Source organism: Paenibacillus sp. S33, assembly GCF_053615415.1.
On sequence record NZ_JBSIEZ010000001.1, the window covers coordinates 1,483,609 to 1,504,029 of the forward strand.

Consider the following 20,421-nt stretch of genomic DNA (forward strand, 5'->3'; position numbering starts at 1 on the left):
GGAGGAAGCGGGTGTTTGGTAAGGGACACAATACAAAGGACGGGGAATCAGGTGCTGTCACGGTCTTTTTAATTCTGATTTTGGCGGTCATGTTCGGTTTTATTGCTGTATTTATTGATTACGCGAGAATTGCTGCACTGCATGTGCAGACCGAACGGCTGACCCATGCGGCGGTTCGTTCAGTGATGTCTGCTTATGATCCGACATTACAACAGGAGTACGGTTTGTTTGCTTATTGCGAAGGCGGCGGAGAACAAATTATGGTCAAAGTGCTCAATGACAGCGCGCGACGTACGGCACGCGCAGAAACGCTACCGCTTATGAACATGAAGCTGGATTCTAGTTCCCTGAAAATGGAAAGGGAGCTTGGTAAATATGCCATATTTAACGAGCAGATCCGTGAAGAGATGAAGTATAAAGCACCTGTCGATTTTACGTTTGAAGTGCTCGAAAAGCTAAAGCCGCTCTCTCAAAATATGAAAGAGGCTTCACATACGGTAGATTTGCTGAAACGGCTGCAAAAGCTGTACGACAGACGAGAGGCCAAACTAGATGACATGCTGGAGAAGCAGCGTAAGGCAGGAGCTTATATGGAAGAGGTTCGTAAGCGGATTATTAAACAGAGGGGCACCTATATGCCCAATCAGTATATATGGGACCCGCTTGAGGTTGTAGCTGATATTGCCGCTCAATATAAGCATTACGTACATGTATATGAAGACAATAAGAAGAGTGTGGACGACGTTAAAATCATGCAGATGGAAAAATATGCACGTAGAGCGAGGGCAGCGCTTGATCGCCTGTGTCAGATCATGGCTCAGGCTGGAGAAGAACATGATAAGCTGCTTCTGGAAGCCAAGGAACCGTTAAATGAGGCCCGGCAGATCAATGAAGAGATGCGCAAAGTCATTGCCCAGTATAAGCAGAGGGCGGCCAATGCAGGCTACGATGAGGTTTCAGCAGCGCCTACTCCAAGCGGAGCAGGCTCCAGCGCAGATCCGTCGGTAGGAAGCGCACGGCAAAAGGTAGAGGATTTGTTGATTCCAGACAAGGAATTTGAGCAATGGGAAGCAGAAATTGAAAAGCAACGGACTTCTATAAATGCTGCTAACAATAGAATAACGAGTATGATGCGTACATTATCTTTTTATACAGATCCATTTTTGAATGCAGACATGCTCAAGCAAGAAGTCGCTTCAACGCTCAAAGAGATAGATAAATACTTGAGTGCGTACGCTTGGACGGGACCTGCGAATGTACTCGACGGTGAAGCCAAAATGATGGATACGCGACGTGGACCGGATAAAGAACGCAAGAAAATGGAAAAAGAGGCGAAAAACAAGCTCAAACAAGCCTATCGGATCATTGAGGTTCTTTCCAAAGGTAAACAAAGTGCAGAACAATTCCGAAATCTGGAGCGGTATTACAATGAAAGTATTTCGTTTAACCAGTCTACATCCAGTCCATCTGTATCCGCTGATTTGTCCTATGACACCTATGATGCAGCGGGAGCTTCCATGGATAGTATGGATGGTCTATACGGGTCGGCATCCAATTTACTGACTCAACTGGGAGACGAGTTTTACCAGAATGAATACGCGCTTTCTTACTTTCATCATGTGGATTTTAGCCGTTTTGGCAGTTTGGCCGGATCGGGTGGAAATGTGGGAAATGCTGCACAGATTTTGGGAGATCAGCTGGAGGTGAATAATCAGGAAGTTGAGTACATCCTGTATGGGTTCCATAATCCGACGGGTAATCTGGCATCCGCCTATGGAGAAATTTTTGCTATGAGACTCGCCATTCGAACAATGGAGGGATTGGTTAAAAACAGCTCAAAAGGTAATCCGCTGGTCGTTTTGGCGGCAGCTTTGTTATATGGAGTAGAAAAAGCGATAGAAGATATGATTATGCTGGCACAAAAGGGGGACGTGCCATTGTCTGATTTTCTAAAATTTCGAATGACATACAAAGATCATTTGCGATTGTTCCTGATGCTCCATAGCAATAATGAACGAAAAATGTCCCGTATGCTTGCTCTGATCCGCCTGAATACAGATGTCAATCCTGCTGAGCGGCAAACGTATGCAACGGGTGAGGTCAAGAATGGGATGAGGCTGTGGTTTCTACCTGGGGTAATGAAGATGCTCGGGACCGCCTCAAAAGAAGGCGAGAGTATTAAGGGAAGTGTGTACTATGTCACGAAAACAGCGCATTTTTCCTATTAATCAGTATTTACGGCAGGTTTGTGGGCAGGAGCGGCGTGAACAAGGAAGTATTGTTTTAGAAGCGTCACTCGTGTTGCCAATGTTTCTGTTTTTTATTATTTTTCTCATTTATATGGTTCAGATGACGCTGGTATCCACAGCCTTGCAGACCACCGCTTCAGAAGCGGTTAAGCAGGTTTCGACTAAAATCTACCCAGTTTCTCTAGCCGTGGAGGCGGCGTCCGCGAAAATAGATGCAGTCCGTGAACCGCTGGATGAATTGCCCAAGTTATCTGTGAGTGAATATGCAAGCCAATTCGCTGCCCAGTTGCCACCTCCAATTGGTGATTGGGTAGAAAGCGCTGTTCAGGGCGGTCAAAAGCCGATGGAGGAGCTGCGGGGGCGATTTACGGAAGCTGCACTTGACCCTGTTCTGAAGCCGATGCTAAAGCCTTTTATGGAGGAAAGCATTCTGGAGTATGACCGTATTCATATAACGAGCATACATGTACCTGCTCTTACAGGAACTAAGGACCCTTATTTTAGAGTAGAGCTGTCGTATGAACTGCCGATGAAGGTCCCCTTTCTGTATCGCAGCATTGTGCTTCAGGCGGCGGCAGAGGAACGTCTTTGGATTGGCGACACAGGGGAAGGAGCAGGTACAGGAAATGCGACAGGAGATAAGGATGCGCAGCATTCCATACAGTTGCTCGTCAAGCCTGAACCTGCTGTGAAAGGTGTGTACAATTTGATCAAGGCCAAGGTTGAGCCTGGGACGACTGCTAACCTTTCTGTACTTTATAAGTCGGGTGAGAGCACAGCTCAGCACTTGGGCTGGACCTCTGCCAATGCGGACGGGATTATTGAATGGAACTGGTTTGTGGGAACGAATACAACACCCGGTCAATGGAGCTTTGTGATTGAAACGGAGGACGGTCAACGTATAGAAGTTCCGTTTACCGTGGAAAAGCCAGCTGATGGATAGATAGGATCGATCGACATAGACGGACAGGAATAACTACGATGGAAAATGATTTGGTAGTCTGCTAGTTCTATTTTTTAAAGGGGGAAGATCGCATTGACGTGGATGTATATTGTATGCGGAGTACTGCTCGCGATTGCGTTAGTTACGGATTTACGTAGCATGAAAATCCCTAATAAGCTTACATTGCCCGGTATAGTGGTAGGCTTGGTGTTCAATACTCTGTTTGGAGGGTGGCACGGTTTTTTATTTGCTGTTGCTGGACTGGGTACCGGATTTGGGTTCATGCTGATTTTGTACTGGATGGGAGCTGTTGGTGCAGGAGATGTAAAGCTGTTCGGCTTGATTGGAGCATGGACAGGTGCCGCTTTTGCATGGCAGTCAGCTTTATATTCGATTTTTTTTGCAGGTATTATTGGCATAGGAATTTTGCTATGGAAGAGGGAAACGATCATGAGACTGCGGCGCGTGGCTTTTAATTTAGGAGGATTTTTTCTATTTCGCAGCGGCAAAGCGCTGACCAGTGGAAATGAAGCGCACCTCAGGTTTCCTTTTATGACGGCAGTCATTCCGGGAGCGATCAGTGCTTATCTTTACTTCTTGCCATGACATGTCCGCTGGGGGAGATCATGCTACCTCACGGAGATAGGAAATTGTTAAGGAGGTCATGAATTGTTTGGTTTAAGTAGGGATTTTGCCCGGAACGGCGGGACATTTATGATTCTAAACAAGGAAGACGGGCTCAAGACCGATGATTTAAATTCCGTACAGACCGGAATGATGACTGGTAATCGGATTCCTGGTCTGCTGGAACTTAGAATAAAGGAAGTCGATTTTCAGATTGAGTTACATTACGACATTTCGGGGCAACGCATGCTTTCCCAGTTATGGAAAGGTGGGGGCGTGTCGACTTCTGAATTCTACCGGATTCTTTATGAAGTGGCAGATGCCCTCCATCGCAGCCCGCAATATATGTTAGATATCCGCCAGTTTATTTTGCATGAGGATTATATTTTTTTAAGTGGTTCAGGTACTAGGGAAACCGCCAGTTTAACCTATGTTCCTTTACGCAGTGTACAGTATGCAGGGCAAACAGGCAGTCAATTTAAGCAGATGGTTATTCGTTTAATGACTCGTGTGGCCCATTTTCAGGGAGAATATATACAACGCATACTGGATCTGTGTGATAGAAATGAATTTGAATTGGGATTGCTAAAGGAACTGTTATTACAAGGAATGAAGGCCGGTACAGAGAGTGCTAGCGTGCAGGGAGAAAGTATGGAGGGGCGAGCTTTTTCATCAGCCGACCCTCTCATATCTGCTCATACCTCTCATGTCTCTCATACCTCTCATGTCTCTCATACCTCACAGGGGAACTATACTGATCGTAGCGGAACATACGGGCAAGAGCATCGGGAGACTCTGCAGGAGATTCAGGAGCTTAAACGGATCAATCGGCTCAAACCGTCCATGAAACCAGAGGAGAATTCTGAGTTTGTAACAGAAAACGAAGTTGAAGATGTGGAGCCTGGATTGCAAAAATATAAAACGTACATTGCTCTTGGATGTCTGCTCGCTTCGGCCATCGTGTGGCGTTATATTTATCTGGATCATCCAGAGACGGTACCTTTGATCATTTCCGTGGTGCTGACCTTGGTACTTGCCGCCGTTGCTTATATAAGCTGGACGGGGAAATGGGAGCGCAATAGAACTTCATCTCATATGTACAGCGATTCAGTACCTGTATTGGATTCGGAATGGTTAGGAACTACTTCTTCCCCAGCGCAGCGGAAAAATGATCGTTATCAGGTAGATAAGCTGACCGGATTTGTAGCGGGACAGCATCATCAAGACAAGCGATCTTCCGATTTGAGTGATCAAGGGCAGGAGAGCTGGAGATGGACTTTTCCAAACTCAGAATCTAAAAGCGTGGGAGACCGAGTTACGGAAGACAGGGAGAAAACTTCAGCAAATTATGACTTACACGAGCCATCGTGGAAAGGTGCGGAGCGGGGAAATGAATTGGAAGCCAGTAATACCAGTGAGGCTTATTATAAGTCTCTCTCCGGAGTAACGGAGCTGCTAAATGCTGCATCTAAGCAGGAAACGATGCTGCTTCGTCCAGATCAAGAGATACAGATTTCACCTGTTCAGCAACCACCGATTGCTTGCCTGGATCGCAAGCCACCAGGTAGTGGAGGGACCGAGCGCATCCGGTTGCAGCCAGACCAATTCGTTGCAGGCAGCTTTATCATCGGGAGAGACCCGCAACTGGTCCAGTTTGTGGAGCATACGGATGGAGCCTCCCGTTCTCATATTGAGCTTTGTATAGTTACAGGAGAACATAGCCACATTGTTAAGGATTTATCCTCGACGAACGGAACTGTTCTGAATGGAGAGCCTATGGTGCCTTATAAGGAGTACACAATGAAGGATGGAGACACTTTTAAAATCGCCGGGGTATCTTATACTTATCGGTTGGACTCTTTTAAATCCTCCAATGCATCATAAATAAAGGTTATATGGATATATGTCAAGAAGAGGCCTGTTATGTTCAGGGCTTCTTTCTTTGTAATAGGGGGCTATTCATAGGAATAAAATGAGCATCTTAAAAACTTGCAGTCTTCTTGAAAGATTGTGTCGGACTAAAAAAGAACTCTAAGCTGGCAGTGACACTACCTACCAGCCTGGAGTTCCTCTTTTTAGATTCAATGCTGTTTTTGGGAAGAATGGAGTTCCTCAAGAGCGTCCTTAAGTGAAGGATAGTTAAACTTAAATCCGTGCTCCAGCGCTTTGCGCGGTAGTACCTTTTGACCATCCAATACAAGCGTGCTCATCTCACCAACTAGCTTTGAAACGAGAATGCTGGGGACGGGAAACCAGTGCGGACGGTGATATACCGTAGCTACTGTCCTCCCAAACTGGTCGTTCGTCAAGGGATGTGGTGATGAAGCATTCACTGTCCCGACGATTTCCGTCGTATGGATGCAGTACGTGATCAGACGAACGATATCTTCAATATGAATCCAGCTCATCCATTGATGGCCACTGCCTATTTTGCCGCCGAATCCGAAGCTATAAGGCATCTTCATGAGGGGGAATGCCCCTTTTTTTCTGTCCAGCACAAGGCTAATGCGTAACTTAATTAAACGGGCATCAGAAGGGTAGGCATTGGCGGCTTCCTCCCATTGCTCAACCACCTGAGACAGAAAATCTCCCGATCGACGTGGGCTCGTTTCATCGAATGTTTCGGTCAGGGAAGTACCATAGGCGGCAACAGCCGAAGCCTGAATGATAACTTTCGGCTTTTTTTGTAGAGCATTCAATGCTTGAGCCAACCGGGCAACAGATAGCAGTCGAGATTGAAGAATTCTTTGTTTGGATTTATCCGTCCAGCGCTGATTCAGCGTTTCGCCTGCTAAATTAACGACCGCATCGGTGCCTTCCAGTACTTCAGGCTTTTGTTTTAATTCGTTCCAACTCATATATTGCAAACGGGGGCTCGCTTCGTGTCCTACCAGTGGCTTGCGGGTAACGACTTTCACAGTGTATCCGTCGTCTAGCAAGCTTTTGACCAGTGCACTCCCCACCAATCCAGTTCCTCCACATACGATGATGTTCATGGAGCCAGCTCTCCTTCCGATTCACAAAAAAATACATCTGTTATAGAATATAACCCTTTTCGAGAAAAAAACTTCATATGAATGTACCTTTATACGGTTAAGGATGTCAATCCATGATTTTATTTACCCTCGTTTGACTAACATATATTCGGATGTGTACTTTATCTACGTGTTCCCTTAATAGAGTCATTTAAGAAAGCTGCCATAAAAGCTATGTTGTTTGATTTCAATAATCACGTTAAAATGATTAAATTAAAATAAGACAAGCATAACAGGATAAGGGGATGAATCAGAATCATGCTGAAAATTGGTTCTCATGTGTCCTTCTCGGACAAAGGTCTGCTCAGCGCTACAAAAGAAGCGTCTTCTTACGGGTCCAGCTCCTTTATGATATACACGGGGGCACCGCAAAACACGCGCCGTAAGCCGATGGAGTCCATGTATTTGGAGGAAGGCAAGCAGTTAATGGCTGAGAAGGGAATGGAAGATATCGTGGTGCATGCCCCGTATATCATCAACCTTGGCTCTTACAAAGAAAATACCTATGAGCTTGCGGTCAGCTTTCTTCAGGAGGAAATTCGACGCACACACGCGATTGGTGTGAAAAATATCGTGCTACATCCAGGCGCTTTTACCGATAAGGATGCAGAATACGGAATTGGGCGTATTGCTGATGGTTTGAACGAGGTACTAAACGGCGTGAAGGAGACAGATGTTAACATTGCGCTTGAAACGATGGCAGGCAAAGGAACGGAAATGGGTCGTAGCTTTGAGGAGATTGCCTCCATTATAGATAAAGTAGAGCATAACGAGCGTCTTACAGTTTGTATGGATACCTGTCACATTCACGATGCGGGTTATGATATCGTAAATGATCTGGACGGTGTATTAGAGCAATTCGACCGTATTGTCGGCTTGAATCGCATCGCAGTTGTTCACATTAATGACAGTAAAAATCCAGTTGGCGCTCATAAAGACCGACATACTCCGATTGGATCAGGCTGGATTGGCTATCAGACGATTCATAATGTGGTGCATCATGAAGCACTTCAAGGACGTCCGTTTATTTTGGAGACGCCATGGATTGGGAAGGAAGCCAAAACTCAGCGTCCGATGTATGAGGTTGAAATTGCCCTGCTTCGCGGAAATGTAAAGGAGCGCTTTGGGGATGAGTTTTTGGGTCAGGTAGAGCAATTGCATTCGTTTTTCAAAAAACAGGATGTGGATGTCCGTAAATTTGTGCTGGACACCTGGGCTCTGCTGAAAAATGATGCCAAAGCAAGAAAAGCCGATCCACGTGAGCCGTTGGAGCGTCTGTATGACATGATAACGGAAGCAGCACTATTTCCAGATTTGAGCGAAGAACACATTAATCAACGGTTGATTGCCTGGTTTGCCGGCAGTCATTTGCCAGTGACGGTATAAGCTAAGGGGGATTAATAGCCACATGGAAATTCACGTAAAACATCAGCCAAATAGCACTCTATCAGCCCATGAAAACCGCGCGCGTATGCTTGTATCTTGTCCAGACGGACCAGGTATTGTAGCGGCCGTGTCCCGTTTTTTGTATGAGCATGGGGCCAATATCGTTCAATCTGACCAATATACAATGGACCCGTCCGGCGGTATGTTTTTTATGCGGATTGAATTTGATCTGCCGAATTTGAGTGCAACCCAGCCACAGTTGGAGCAGGATTTTGCCGCTGTTGCTGAGCAATTCCGTATGGAGTGGACGATTTCTGCGGTCAGCCGCAAGAAAAAACTGGCTATTTTCGTTTCCAAAGAAGATCACTGTTTGGTAGAACTGCTGTGGCAATGGCAGGCAGGAGATCTGGACGCGGATATTTCATTGGTAATTAGTAATCATCCGGATATGAAGGAGTATGTGGAATCGTTTGGCATCCCGTATCACCATATTCCGGTAACAGCCGATACCAAACCGGAGGCAGAGCGCCGTCAACTAGAAGTCATTGGCGAAGACATTGACGTTATCATTTTGGCCCGTTACATGCAGATTATTTCGCCTAAGTTTATTGAGCATTATCGCAACCGGATTATCAATATCCATCATTCCTTTCTGCCCGCATTCGTGGGTGGGAAGCCATATGCCCAAGCCTATAATCGCGGTGTGAAAATTATTGGTGCTACTGCGCATTATGTAACTGAAGAATTGGACGGCGGCCCGATCATTGAGCAGGACGTGCAGCGTGTAAGTCACGGAGATGATGTAAATGAGCTAAAACGGATCGGTCGCACCATAGAGCGGGTCGTTTTGGCAAGAGCCGTGAAGTGGCATGCAGAGGATCGTATTCTGGTTCATGAGAACAAAACGGTCGTATTTAACTAATCCTAAAATTTTAGAAAAAATTTTGTGAGTATATATTTTTTGTTGAACAAAGTCCGTCGCATAACGGGCTTTGTTTTTTTATGTGAGTTATTTGCCTTATAAACGGTCAGTACATAATATTTTTTTTGATTTTATAATTTTTTAAATGAGGTTAATACATTACGGGTATATTTATATGAGGACTCGGTACAACATTTCCACAATCATCTTTATAAACGATCTGGCAAACTTTCACGGCAAATGGTACAATACTTAAGAATGTATAAGTCATATTGAAACATTCAAGCAGATTCACTCACTTCAACAGACATCGTTTCTGTATCAGACGGTGATGTTGAAGAGTATGACCGAATGCAATTGACATACTTTTTACAATATGAGGAGGCTAACCATGACTGACCAGAACCAAGCGATCCAAAAGGATGAAAACTCCACGATCGACAATTTGTCCATCACAACTATTCGTACGTTGGCAATTGACGCCATCGAGAAAGCAAACTCGGGACATCCTGGTATGCCGATGGGCTCCGCGCCAATGGGATACCAACTTTTTGCTAAAACGATGAATCATAATCCCGATCAACCTACATGGGTTAACCGTGACCGTTTTGTATTGTCCGCAGGACACGGTTCCATGTTGCTATACAGCCTTCTGCACCTGAGCGGCTATGATCTTCCTATGGAAGAACTGAAACAATTCCGTCAATGGGGAAGCCTTACACCGGGACACCCTGAGTTTGGCCACACTGCTGGTGTAGATGCTACAACCGGACCTCTGGGACAAGGTCTCGCAATGTCCGTAGGTATGGCAATGGCTGAAGCTCAACTGGGTGCAACATATAATAAAGACGAATTTAAAGTTGTAGATCACTTCACATATGCAATCTGCGGCGATGGCGATCTGATGGAAGGTATTTCCCACGAGGCTGCTTCGTTGGCTGGTCGCTTACAACTGGGCAAGCTGATTGTATTGTTTGATTCCAATGATATTACACTGGACGGTAAGCTTAATCTGTCCTCTTCCGAGAGTGTTGCCAAACGCTTTGAAGCTTACAACTGGCAAGTACTGCGCGTAGAAGATGGTAACGATCTTCCGGCCATCCAAAAAGCCATTGAAGAAGCGCAAGGCGACTCCACACGCCCTACGCTGATTGAAGTGAAGACAGTTATCGGCTACGGAAGCCCGAACAAACAAGGTAAAGGCGGACACGGTGGTACTCATGGTTCCCCGCTGGGATCAGAAGAAGCTAAGCTGACTAAAGAATTCTACAAATGGGTATACGAAGAGGACTTCCACGTACCACAAGAGGTGCGCGAGCATTTTGCTAAAGTAAAAGAGCGCGGTATCGCGGCGAACAAAGCATGGGATGAACAGTTTGCGAAATACAAAGCAGCTCACCCTGATTTGGCAGCTCAGTTCGAAACAGCTGTAAACGGCGATCTTCCAGAAGGATGGGATCGTGATCTTCCGAAATACACGACTGGAGACAAAGCCGTTTCGACTCGTGTAGCTTCTGGTAATGCTCTGAACGGATTGGCTCCAAACGTACCTTTCCTGACAGGCGGATCTGCCGATCTGGAGAGCTCCACGATGACACATTTGAACAACCTGACGAACTTTACGCCAGAAGACTACGCCGGCCGTAACATCTATTTCGGTATCCGTGAATTTGGTATGGCTGCTGCGATGAACGGTATGGCGTTGCACCAAGGTGTAAAAGTATTCGGCGGTACATTCTTCGTATTTACAGACTATCTGCGTCCAGCCGTTCGTCTGGCAGCTCTGATGGGATTGCCTGTAACCTACGTTCTGACTCACGACAGTATTGCTGTAGGTGAAGATGGTCCGACTCATGAGCCGATCGAACAATTGGCTTCCCTGCGTATTATCCCGAACTTGACAGTAATTCGTCCAGCGGACGGTAATGAAACTTCTGCTGCTTGGGCTTATACGCTGGAAAACAAGAAAAACCCGGTTGCTCTGGTATTGACTCGTCAAAACCTGCCAATCCTGGCTGCAAGTGCTGAGCATGCACGCGAAGGTATCAAACGCGGTGCTTATGTGGTTGCAGATGCAACAGACGGCAAACCGGTTGCTCAAATTCTGGCTACAGGCTCCGAAGTACAATTGGCTGTTAAAGCTCAGGAAGCACTGGCAGAACAAGGTATTCAAGTACGTGTTATCAGCTTCCCAAGCTGGGATCTGTTCGAAAAACAAGACAAAGCATACAAAGATTCCGTTCTGCTGCCAGAAGTGAAAGCTCGTTTGGCTGTAGAAATGGCGTATCCACTGGGCTGGGAAAAATATGTTGGCGACCAAGGCGACATTCTCGGTATCAGCACATTCGGCGCATCCGCACCTGGCGACCGCGTAATTAAGGAATACGGCTTCACAGTAGAGAATGTTGTTAGCCGTGTGAAAGCTTTGTTGAAATAAAACACTGAGCATCTAAAACAGACAGTCGTAACCTGAGAAAGGCTTACGGCTGTTTGTTTCATACAGTTGATGCTTTGCAATGAAATCACTATTGAATTCCAATGTATAGGATACGGTGATACAGTGTGTATTTTCATACTGAAGCTGAAATCAAATCTATGTTATGATGCACCAATATTCATTCAACCATTGAGAGCAGATGAGGGGATAACGAATGACACAGTTCGATGGAGTAAGCGTAGTTAAAAAAGCAAACGTTTATTACGATGGTCAGGTTACAAGCCGTACAGTCATCCTGGGTGACGGCAGTAAGGTTACACTGGGTATTATGCTGCCAGGAACGTATGAGTTCGGCACGGATTCCCGTGAGATCATGGAGATTTTGGCAGGGGATTTGAGAGTGTTGCTTCCAGGTACTGAGGAATGGCTAGAAATACAAGGGACGGCAACCTTTCACGTACCTGCAAAGTCTTCATTCAAGCTGGAAGTACGAAGTGTAACTGATTATTGCTGTTCTTATCCCGAATAATAAGCTAAAAAGGGTAAGTACACTCAGCCTTCAAGCCAAGTGTGCTTACCCTAAAGCTATGCCATATGTACACAAGCACAGCCGTATGGTTACAAAGAAAGGTGCAGCTTATTCGAGAGGTTGACCACCAATGGTGTGGCCAATCCATGCTTCGTATGTCTTCACGACAGCGGATAAGTCTTCATCGCCGTAGCCTTGTGTTTGCCCGGCTTGAAACAGGCTTTTGGCAATGGATAACATAGGTGCAGGGATGGACAGGCTGTCTGTTAGTGAGGAAGCAAGCTTCAAGTCTTTAAGCATCAAGGCAAGTGAGAACTGGTTGCTAAAATCATGTTCAATGATTTTGCGCCCTTTCAGGTCAGCGGCCTTGCTGCCTGCCGATCCGAGTTGTACCAATTCAAGGAAGCTGTCTGCCGGGATGCCGGATTTAGCTGCGATAGCAAAGCCTTCAGCCAGAGCGAGGTTATGAATACCCACCATCGTATTATGAGCGAGCTTAGCTACGGCCCCGCTGCCATTAGGTCCCATATGAAGTACCTTTTTGCCCAGGGTATCAAAAACATCTGATTGTGCCGCAATGGCTTCTGCATTACCGCCAACCATGAACACAAGTGTACCGTCTACAGCAGCAGGCTTACTGCCTGTTACAGGTGCATCAATGAAGGAGCAGCCCAGCTTGTCCGCTTCGGCGGCCAGTTGCTTGACCAGTTCAGGTGAAATCGTACTGTTGTCCATCACGGTCATGCCAGCCGTAAGTCCGGCAAACACGCCGTCATCGCCGTAATAGATGTCACGAATGGAGTGATCATCGCTGACCATGGTAATGACCAAGTGCTGACCTTCAGCTGCTTCACGAGGAGTTGAAGCTGTACGTGCGCCTTGCTCTGCCAGTGGTTCGCAGCGCGAAGCGGTACGATTATAAACTGTGACTCCGAATCCCTGCTTTAGCAGATTGGATGCCATCGGGGCGCCCATGGTGCCCAGTCCGATAAATCCGATGTTTTTCATTGCTAATCACCTTTCTTGTTGGAAGTTGCCGTCTGATGCAGATTGCGAGTTCGGCTTGAAATGAATATAAAACAGGTTGATCTCAGTTAATTGTAGCATGGGCATGCTACCCTATCTACAGGAGGGGCTGTCAAGCAAAGGATACACAGGTAACGCAAGCTTGTCAGGCCCCGCAAATTAAAGTATCCTATTCCTAAGTCCTTATGTTCGTATTCATGGTCTTAGTAATACCAAACAGGAGGTTCCAAACATGTCTAAAAAAGTTAATTTTGATTACACTAAAGCGCTCTCCTTCGTAGGTCAGCACGAAATTGATTATTTTGCAGAGCCCATCAAGCTGGCTCATGAGCAACTGCACAACCAAACCGGTGTAGGGTCCGATTTCTTGGGTTGGATTGACCTGCCTACCAATTATGATAAAGAAGAGTTTGCGCGCATCCAAAAGGCTGCTGCTAAAATTCAAAGCGATTCCGAAGTATTGATCGTAATCGGTATCGGTGGTTCTTACCTTGGAGCACGTGCTGCGATCGAAATGCTGTCGCATTCTTTCTACAATGCGCTGCCTAAAGATCAACGCAAGGGTCCAGCTATCTATTTTGCTGGTAATAACATCAGCTCTACATATGTGAATCATCTGTTGGAACTGATTGAAGGTAAAGACTTCTCTGTGAACGTCATTTCCAAATCAGGTACGACAACAGAGCCAGCGATCGCATTCCGCGTATTCCGTGCAGCTCTGGAGAAAAAATACGGTAAAGAAGAAGCGCGCAAGCGTATTTATGCAACGACGGATAAAGAACGTGGCGCTTTGAAAAAACTGGCTAACGAAGAAGGCTACGAATCCTTCATTATTCCTGATGATGTGGGTGGTCGTTACTCCGTGCTGACAGCAGTAGGCTTGTTGCCGATTGCTACTGCAGGCATTAACATCGAGGAAATGATGCAGGGGGCGGCAGACGCTTCCAAAGAGTACAGCAACCCGAATGTAGCTGAGAACGAAGCTTATCAATATGCAGCCGTTCGTAACGCTTTGTACCGCAAAGGTAAAGCAATTGAAATTCTCGTAAACTATGAGCCGTCTCTTCATTTTGTATCCGAGTGGTGGAAACAGTTGTACGGAGAAAGCGAAGGCAAGGATTACAAAGGCATTTATCCTGCTTCTGTTGATTTCTCGACAGATCTGCATTCCATGGGACAATTCATTCAGGAAGGCAGCCGCAACATTTTTGAAACGGTAATCCAAGTAGAAAATGTACCAAGTCACATCACCATCGAAGCAGATGAGGATGATCTGGACGGACTGAATTTCCTGGCAGGCAAAACTGTGGATTTTGTAAACAAAAAAGCATTCCAAGGTACATTGCTGGCTCACACAGACGGACAAGTACCGAACTTGATTGTAAATATTCCTGACTTAAGCCCTTACTCTTTCGGCTATCTTGCTTATTTCTTCGAAAAAGCTTGCGGCATCAGCGGCTACCTGTTGGGTGTAAATCCGTTCGATCAACCGGGCGTAGAAGCTTACAAGAAGAACATGTTTGCGCTGCTCGGCAAACCAGGCTTCGAAAAAGAAAAAGCTGAGCTTGAAGCGAGATTGTCTGAATAAGAGTGCTGTAATCTCTGATGCGAAACAGGATTTCGGTCAGAAGTGTTATAGTGTATAGCATCAATTAAAGTACAGGAAAGCAGTTCACCAGCTGCCAGAAGCGGGGGACTGCTTTCTTGTAAAATGAATTAAGGAAGGTTATACGTGTATGTTGGAACAATACCGAACTGTACGCGGTGCCGGCAACAAGGAAATTGTGATCCGAAAATCCCGTTTTATCGGCCATATTCAGCCTGTTCAAACTGAGGAAGAAGCAGTTGCTTTCATAGAGCGCATCAAAAAAGAGCATTGGAACGCTACCCATAATTGTTCTGCTTACATGATTGGCGAAAGAGACGAAATCCAAAAGCAATCGGATGACGGAGAACCGAGTGGTACGGCTGGAAAGCCTATTTTGGAGGTGATCCGCAACCAGAAGCTAAAAAATGTCGCTATTGTTGTTACCCGTTACTTTGGTGGGATTTTGTTGGGAGCAGGCGGTCTGATTCGCGCGTATTCAGATGGTGCTGTTGCAGCAATCGAGGCAGGGGATGCAATTACACGTGTGCTGCATCGCGAAGTTTTTGTAGAATTGGATTATACCTGGTTGGGCAAAGTGGAAAATGAATTACGCAATCGCAGCATCCGCACTGGAGAAACAATGTTTACGGATAAAGTTACCTTAACCTGTCTGCCGCTGGCTGGTGATGCGGAATCCTTCAGCAACTGGATAACAGACTTGACGCAGGGGCAATCGCTTGTGTCGGAGGGAGAGCAGCTTTACTTTATTGAAGGGGAATAAATAATATGGCTAGAAGAGCAGTAGAACAGGAGTTGTCAAGAGGGCGGATTCTGGAAGCGGCCAGGCACTTGTTTATTACCAAGGGCTACCGTGCGATTTCAATGCGCAGCATTGGCCAGCATCTGGGTTACAGTCATGGTTCGTTATATTATCATTTTAAAGAGAAGGCTGAACTGTTCTATGCCATTGTAATTGAAGATTTTAATACATTGCGTGGGATTCTACTGCAAGCAGCAACAGGTACGCCTGATGATGGCTTGAGCAGGTTGGAGTACTTGATGCTGGAATTTATCCGTTTTGGTTTGGAAAATCCATATCAATACGAAATTATGTTCATGATGCACGATGAAGAACTATTTGCATACTGTCGCACAGAGCAAAACCGTTGTGTGGAACTATTTGCGTCCATGATCCGTCAAGAATTGAGTGGTCAGGGGCATTCGGAGGAAGATTGCGCAAGGGTACCGAAAAGCCTGTTTTTATCCATGCATGGCTTTGTATCATTTTATATTCAGGACGGTTTAACATTTGAAGAAATTAGGCCCGCTGCTTTAGCACATGTAAAGCTACTGTGCAGACACCTATGAGCGTACCTGCATTCACACACTTCAGCCATGAACATGTAGGGCGCTTTTTTGGGTGTATACACTTCATGACGGTGACTTATCATTACGTTACTTTGCGAAAGCGACTAAGAATTTAACAGACGATGATGCATCCAGTAGGAAAACATCATGGTCTGTTTTTTTACCCGGTCCGTCAGCCCTTTATGATCTTTACATGGTATTGGCGTCTGCGTGGTCCGTCGAATTCACAAAAATAAAGTCCCTGCCATCGTCCGAGCAACAGCTTTCCATCATGGATGATGAGCGTTTGTGAGGGGCCTGTCGTAATGGATTTTAGGTGGGAAGCCGTATTTCCCTCCATATGGCGATATTGGGGATGCTCCCACGGATAAACTTCATCTAGTCTTAATATCACATCATGTTTGACGTCTGGGTCTGCATTTTCATTAATGGCGATGCCGGCTGTCGTGTGTGGACAATAAACAAGTGCGGTTCCTTGTTGTACCCCGCTTTTTTCGATCAATGAAGCAACCTCTCGTGTAATATCGCGCATTTCATCTCGCCGTGTAGTGGATAATTCTAAAGTATGCAACAATAACTCCATCTCCTTTCTTCCTAATACTTTACCCTTTTAATTCCTAATATAATATATAGTTGACGAAAATTACTTTCCTTTGATAAAGTATCACATAAGAAAAAACATAGTATATACATTGGAATAATTAAATGATTTCAAATGAGGTACGTGCTTTGCGAGAAGCAAGGCTGCTGCTGTTCCTGAACAGGTCCAGAAGCGGAAAGGAAGTGTACGGATATGCATGTGGAAGTAAGAGGATTAAACAAGCATTTCGGTAATTTTCATGCAGTAAAGGACGTATCTTTTGATATTCAGGCGGGCCATCTTATTGGCTTACTCGGTCCAAGTGGTGGGGGGAAAACCTCCATTCTTCGCATTTTGGCGGGTCTGGAGCAACCGGATGCGGGAGAAATTCATTTTCATGGAAAAAGAGTAAACGAGCTGTCCCCGCAGGAACGTGGAATCGGATTTGTATTTCAAAACTATGCTTTGTTCAAGCACATGAGCGTCTACGACAATATTGCCTTTGGCCTGAAAGTGAAAAAAAGCTCCAAAACCCGCATCAAGGAACGGGTCACAGAGTTGGTCGAACTAACGGGGCTCAAAGGATTTGAGCATCGTTATCCGCATCAGTTGTCAGGTGGACAGCGACAGCGGGTTGCCTTTGCGCGTGCTTTGGCACCAGAGCCTCAATTGCTGCTGTTGGATGAGCCTTTTGCAGCTATTGATGCCAAGATTCGTCAGGAGCTGCGCACCTGGCTGCGAGAGTTGATTGAGCGGGTGGGTATTACTTCAATTTTTGTCACCCATGATCAGGATGAGGCGATTGAAGTAGCGGATGAAATTATGGTGATTAATCAGGGACGACTGGAGCAGAAGGGAACACCTTGGGATATTTATAAAAAACCGGGTACTCCGTTCGTAGCTTCCTTTATTGGGGAATCTACGGTGATTGAACAGGCAGGCAGTCTCAGAGGCTTCGAAGAAGCTGCTGGAGTGGGAACACGTGCCTTGATCCGTCCAGAGTATATTGATGTGGGGCCAAGCGAGGAATTTACGCTTCTGTCGGCGACCGAGGAAGGCACAGTGAAGCATTTGCATTTTCGTGGAAGTGAGTGGATGGTTGAAGTACAGGTCGGGGATCATCGTCTCATGACATACCGCTCGCTGGAGAAGTCTACGCTGGAACCTGGTCAGCAGGTGCGAGTGTTGGTGCATAGAGCCTATCTCTATAATGACCAGTCCAGCTGGATGGTGGAAAACCGCCTGAAGGAAGATCCAATGCCTATCATCATTTGAAAATAAATACGATCACGCATGAGGGGATGTCTAGCCGGATTTCACGGCTTTGGGCATGCTCCTTTTGGCGTTGGACGCTGGAAGGATTTACGCAGATGATTTACGTAGAATCGGTCTGTTCGTTATAATAGTAGTAAAAAGACCCAGGTAGATAGGAGTTAAACCATGAATTGGCTTATTTTTCTTGGCACGGGGGATGCAATGGGGGTTCCGCGTGTATATTGTGATTGTCTCGTATGCACAGAAGCTCGCACGACAGGGGCGAATGTAAGATTGAGATCGTCTGTGCTGATCGAAAGCGAGACGGAGGACTTTATGATTGATTGTGGCCCGGACTGGCGTAGACAGCTAGAATTGCGCGGTCTGCGTTTTATCCCTACGATCCTTGTGACACATGCACATTTTGACCATATTGGAGGATTACCAGAATGGGCAGATGCCTGTCGCTGGACTGGGAACAGAGGTCGCTTGTACGCGCCACAGGAAGTGATTGACACGATCTTGCGTCAATTTTCCTGGCTCTCTGGAAACTTGGATCTTATTCCAGTAGACCAGGGAGTCCAACTTGGCGGATGGAATATCCGGGGATGGCGTGTGAATCACGGGAAGAACGGATATGCCTACGCTTATCGTCTGGAAAAGGACGGTTTCTCGTGGGCTTACTGTTCGGATTCGATTGGATTGAATGAGGCGGAAATTCTGCCCTTGCACAATCTGAATTTGCTCGTCCTGGGAACGAGTTTTTATCATGAGGAGGCCGAGTATGCCACCCGTTCCGTATATGACATGCTGGAGGCTCAGGAGCTTATAGGAAGGCTTAAACCCGAAAGCACAGTGTTTACACATATGTCCCATGATGTGGATGTCACACGCAACTATGGGCTTCTGGAAGGGATTAGCTTGGCACACACCGGCATGAGTTTGCCGTTAGAATAAAGGTGCCTTTACCTTTACATCGTTTGACTGATACGTAGAAGTGTGGAGATTCCTTCTTTGATTTGTAGCTCGTTGGCGTATGAATAGGACAGCCGTACATGTGTTTTACCCTCTGCGCCGATGGGATCAAATACATTGCCGGGGACAAAGGATACAGACTCTTGTAAACTTTTGGCAAGTAATTCATTAGGTTTCAACGTGGAAGGCAGCTGGAGCCACAGGTTGAGTCCCCCTGCCGGGCTGGTCCATGTCCAACCGGAGTCGCGGAGACTGTCTTCCATCGTTTCTTTACGAATCTGGAGCGCGATACATAGCTTTTTAATATGCTGCTGCATACGTGGAGATTGAAAGTATTCTAAAAACAGCTTTTGATTCAGCAGTGGCGATCCATTATCCACTAACGCTTTGACGTTCAGCAGGCTGTTCATGAGCTGTGGTCGGCAGGTCACGGCTGCGATTCGTAGACCGGGTGCGACATATTTACTGTAACTTCGAATGTAGACGACGCTTCCCGAAACATCATAGGCGAAAATCGGAGAAGGGGGCTTTTGCCCAAAGCTAATGTCATAGGTGCTGTCATCCTCAACAATGAGGCAACCATAGCGCTCGGCTAGTTCAGGCAGTCGTTTGCGCTGCTCATCGGGGACCGTAAAGCCCGTCGGGTTGTGGAATGTTGGATTCATATAAAAGAGGCGTGGTTTTTCCGTTTTCATGCACCACTCAATCTGGTCCATATCATAACCTTCTGGTCGAATATCAGTCATAGTCAGACGTGCGCCTAGTCTACGGAATATTTCCATAGCGGGGCCATAGGCAGGACGTTCGATCAATACACGGTCTCCTGTACGGAGCAGAGAGCGGCCAATTAAATCAATGGCTTGCTGTGCTCCGGAGGTAATCAGCACTTCATCCGGTGATAAAGCAAAATGCTTATCCACGCTAAAATGCTGCGCCATGGCCTCCCGAAGCTCGGCATCACCCTGCACAGCGGAATAGGTGGCTGCTACTTTCGGATGCTTTTCAAATACCTGTATCATTAGCTCTCCCCAAAATCGATTGGGCAGGAGAGAGGGGTCAATCAGCGCTTTGGAAAACTGGAAATTCGTATTTACGGATTGAACGCGGCTAAGTCCATCCATTCCTCTCCAGGCTGAAACTGACGGATCATCTGCCGCATGGGCAGATTTGGAGTGAATCGTGAGGTCAATGGACGAATGTCCCGAGTAGCCAGCATATTTTGCATGCCCAGTCGCTTGGGAAGCATGAACGTAATATCCTGATTTGTCCTTTACATAGACCAGTCCCCGTTGCTTCAACTCCTGATATGCCCGGAAAACAGTTAGCCGATGTACACCCAGCTCCTGAGCCAAGCTTCGTACGGACGGCAGCTTCATGTCTGTTTGCCAATCCCCGCGATCAATCCGCACAGTTACATAATGGATAACCTGCTCATACAGCTTTAAGGCATGATCGGCTGCAAAGAGTAGTTCGCTGTTGTTCTTACCCATGCTATCCACGCTCCT

At 46.3% G+C, this 20,421-nt stretch carries 17 protein-coding genes; 13 read left to right on the top strand and 4 right to left on the bottom strand.

The features are described from left to right. Positions 1-11 precede the first annotated feature (11 nt). The 4 genes from ACWGXJ_RS06955 to ACWGXJ_RS06970 all read left to right on the top strand — a co-directional run bounded on the left by ACWGXJ_RS06955 (position 12) and on the right by ACWGXJ_RS06970 (position 5,700). Positions 12-2,228, top strand: a complete 2,217-nt coding sequence (locus tag ACWGXJ_RS06955; RefSeq protein ID WP_452566457.1) for a hypothetical protein — start codon at positions 12-14, stop codon at positions 2,226-2,228. Next, positions 2,197-3,192 (top strand): TadE/TadG family type IV pilus assembly protein, encoded by a 996-nt coding sequence (locus ACWGXJ_RS06960; protein ID WP_452566458.1) that lies wholly within the window; start codon positions 2,197-2,199, stop codon positions 3,190-3,192. The genes ACWGXJ_RS06955 and ACWGXJ_RS06960 overlap by 32 nt, the downstream gene beginning before the upstream one ends. A gap of 93 nt (positions 3,193-3,285) precedes the next feature. Further along, the gene (locus tag ACWGXJ_RS06965) at positions 3,286-3,798 is read left to right on the top strand and encodes an A24 family peptidase (protein ID WP_025722689.1); all 513 of its coding nucleotides are present in this window, start codon (positions 3,286-3,288) and stop codon (positions 3,796-3,798) included. Between the two features lie 63 nt (positions 3,799-3,861). Further along, positions 3,862-5,700: a DUF6382 domain-containing protein gene (locus ACWGXJ_RS06970; protein WP_452566459.1), complete on the top strand. Its 1,839-nt coding sequence runs from the start codon at positions 3,862-3,864 to the stop codon at positions 5,698-5,700. Between the two features lie 197 nt (positions 5,701-5,897). Here the strand turns inward: ACWGXJ_RS06970 and ACWGXJ_RS06975 are convergent, their stop codons facing one another. Continuing rightward, entirely contained in the window at positions 5,898-6,812 is a 915-nt protein-coding gene (locus ACWGXJ_RS06975) for a TIGR01777 family oxidoreductase (protein ID WP_250262027.1), read from the bottom strand. A gap of 297 nt (positions 6,813-7,109) precedes the next feature. Between ACWGXJ_RS06975 and ACWGXJ_RS06980 the strand changes: the two genes are divergently transcribed. The 4 genes from ACWGXJ_RS06980 (at position 7,110) to ppnP (ending at position 12,125) form a co-directional block, all read left to right on the top strand. Then, positions 7,110-8,237, top strand: a complete 1,128-nt coding sequence (locus ACWGXJ_RS06980) for a deoxyribonuclease IV (RefSeq protein ID WP_025722686.1) — start codon at positions 7,110-7,112, stop codon at positions 8,235-8,237. Between the two features lie 22 nt (positions 8,238-8,259). Next, positions 8,260-9,159, top strand: coding sequence for a formyltetrahydrofolate deformylase (purU, locus tag ACWGXJ_RS06985; RefSeq protein ID WP_069291410.1), 900 nt, complete (start codon positions 8,260-8,262; stop codon positions 9,157-9,159). Positions 9,160-9,550: 391 nt separating this feature from the next. Next, positions 9,551-11,596 (top strand): transketolase, encoded by a 2,046-nt coding sequence (tkt, locus tag ACWGXJ_RS06990; RefSeq protein ID WP_061829554.1) that lies wholly within the window; start codon positions 9,551-9,553, stop codon positions 11,594-11,596. A 214-nt stretch (positions 11,597-11,810) separates the two neighbouring features. After that, positions 11,811-12,125, top strand: coding sequence for a pyrimidine/purine nucleoside phosphorylase (gene ppnP, locus ACWGXJ_RS06995; RefSeq protein ID WP_013309288.1), 315 nt, complete (start codon positions 11,811-11,813; stop codon positions 12,123-12,125). A 108-nt stretch (positions 12,126-12,233) separates the two neighbouring features. On the opposite strand, the gene ACWGXJ_RS07000 is transcribed toward ppnP, so the two are convergent. Further along, positions 12,234-13,133 carry an NAD(P)-dependent oxidoreductase gene (locus ACWGXJ_RS07000; protein WP_061829552.1) on the bottom strand — a complete coding sequence of 300 codons (900 nt, stop codon included), beginning with the start codon at positions 13,131-13,133 and terminating at the stop codon, positions 12,234-12,236. A 250-nt stretch (positions 13,134-13,383) separates the two neighbouring features. Here ACWGXJ_RS07000 and ACWGXJ_RS07005 point away from each other — a divergent pair, with 250 nt between their 5' ends. From ACWGXJ_RS07005 to ACWGXJ_RS07015, 3 genes are all read left to right on the top strand, one after another. Next, complete coding sequence (locus ACWGXJ_RS07005; RefSeq protein WP_061829551.1) at positions 13,384-14,739, top strand: glucose-6-phosphate isomerase; 1,356 nt, start codon at positions 13,384-13,386, stop codon at positions 14,737-14,739. Positions 14,740-14,887: 148 nt separating this feature from the next. Next, positions 14,888-15,520, top strand: a complete 633-nt coding sequence (locus tag ACWGXJ_RS07010) for a YigZ family protein (RefSeq protein WP_029516377.1) — start codon at positions 14,888-14,890, stop codon at positions 15,518-15,520. A 5-nt stretch (positions 15,521-15,525) separates the two neighbouring features. After that, the gene (locus ACWGXJ_RS07015; protein WP_235307812.1) at positions 15,526-16,107 is read left to right on the top strand and encodes a TetR/AcrR family transcriptional regulator; all 582 of its coding nucleotides are present in this window, start codon (positions 15,526-15,528) and stop codon (positions 16,105-16,107) included. Positions 16,108-16,279: 172 nt separating this feature from the next. Here the strand turns inward: ACWGXJ_RS07015 and ACWGXJ_RS07020 are convergent, their stop codons facing one another. Further along, positions 16,280-16,681, bottom strand: a complete 402-nt coding sequence (locus tag ACWGXJ_RS07020) for a secondary thiamine-phosphate synthase enzyme YjbQ (RefSeq protein WP_235307813.1) — start codon at positions 16,679-16,681, stop codon at positions 16,280-16,282. Positions 16,682-16,900: 219 nt separating this feature from the next. Between ACWGXJ_RS07020 and ACWGXJ_RS07025 the strand changes: the two genes are divergently transcribed. Both ACWGXJ_RS07025 and ACWGXJ_RS07030 read left to right on the top strand, forming a co-directional pair. Then, positions 16,901-17,962, top strand: a complete 1,062-nt coding sequence (locus ACWGXJ_RS07025) for a sulfate/molybdate ABC transporter ATP-binding protein (RefSeq protein WP_061829549.1) — start codon at positions 16,901-16,903, stop codon at positions 17,960-17,962. 165 nt (positions 17,963-18,127) lie between these two features. Beyond that, on the top strand, positions 18,128-18,898 hold the full coding sequence (locus ACWGXJ_RS07030; protein ID WP_452566460.1) for an MBL fold metallo-hydrolase: 771 nt from the start codon (positions 18,128-18,130) through the stop codon (positions 18,896-18,898). Positions 18,899-18,912: 14 nt separating this feature from the next. On the opposite strand, the gene ACWGXJ_RS07035 is transcribed toward ACWGXJ_RS07030, so the two are convergent. Then, positions 18,913-20,406: an aminotransferase-like domain-containing protein gene (locus tag ACWGXJ_RS07035; RefSeq protein ID WP_452566461.1), complete on the bottom strand. Its 1,494-nt coding sequence runs from the start codon at positions 20,404-20,406 to the stop codon at positions 18,913-18,915. Positions 20,407-20,421 lie beyond the last annotated feature (15 nt).

Bases quoted from the DNA above. Each gene is read 5' to 3' on its own strand.
- tkt (WP_061829554.1), top strand. From the start codon at position 9,551: ATGACTGACCAGAACCAAGCGATCCAAAAGGATGAAAACTCCACGATC.
- purU (WP_069291410.1), top strand. From the start codon at position 8,260: ATGGAAATTCACGTAAAACATCAGCCAAATAGCACTCTATCAGCCCAT.
- ACWGXJ_RS06960 (WP_452566458.1), top strand. From the start codon at position 2,197: ATGTCACGAAAACAGCGCATTTTTCCTATTAATCAGTATTTACGGCAG.
- ACWGXJ_RS07005 (WP_061829551.1), top strand. From the start codon at position 13,384: ATGTCTAAAAAAGTTAATTTTGATTACACTAAAGCGCTCTCCTTCGTA.
- ACWGXJ_RS06975 (WP_250262027.1), bottom strand. From the start codon at position 6,812: ATGAACATCATCGTATGTGGAGGAACTGGATTGGTGGGGAGTGCACTG.
- ppnP (WP_013309288.1), top strand. From the start codon at position 11,811: ATGACACAGTTCGATGGAGTAAGCGTAGTTAAAAAAGCAAACGTTTAT.
- ACWGXJ_RS07030 (WP_452566460.1), top strand. From the start codon at position 18,128: ATGAATTGGCTTATTTTTCTTGGCACGGGGGATGCAATGGGGGTTCCG.
- ACWGXJ_RS07015 (WP_235307812.1), top strand. From the start codon at position 15,526: ATGGCTAGAAGAGCAGTAGAACAGGAGTTGTCAAGAGGGCGGATTCTG.
- ACWGXJ_RS07035 (WP_452566461.1), bottom strand. From the start codon at position 20,406: ATGGGTAAGAACAACAGCGAACTACTCTTTGCAGCCGATCATGCCTTA.
- ACWGXJ_RS07000 (WP_061829552.1), bottom strand. From the start codon at position 13,133: ATGAAAAACATCGGATTTATCGGACTGGGCACCATGGGCGCCCCGATG.
- ACWGXJ_RS06980 (WP_025722686.1), top strand. From the start codon at position 7,110: ATGCTGAAAATTGGTTCTCATGTGTCCTTCTCGGACAAAGGTCTGCTC.
- ACWGXJ_RS07010 (WP_029516377.1), top strand. From the start codon at position 14,888: ATGTTGGAACAATACCGAACTGTACGCGGTGCCGGCAACAAGGAAATT.
- ACWGXJ_RS07025 (WP_061829549.1), top strand. From the start codon at position 16,901: ATGCATGTGGAAGTAAGAGGATTAAACAAGCATTTCGGTAATTTTCAT.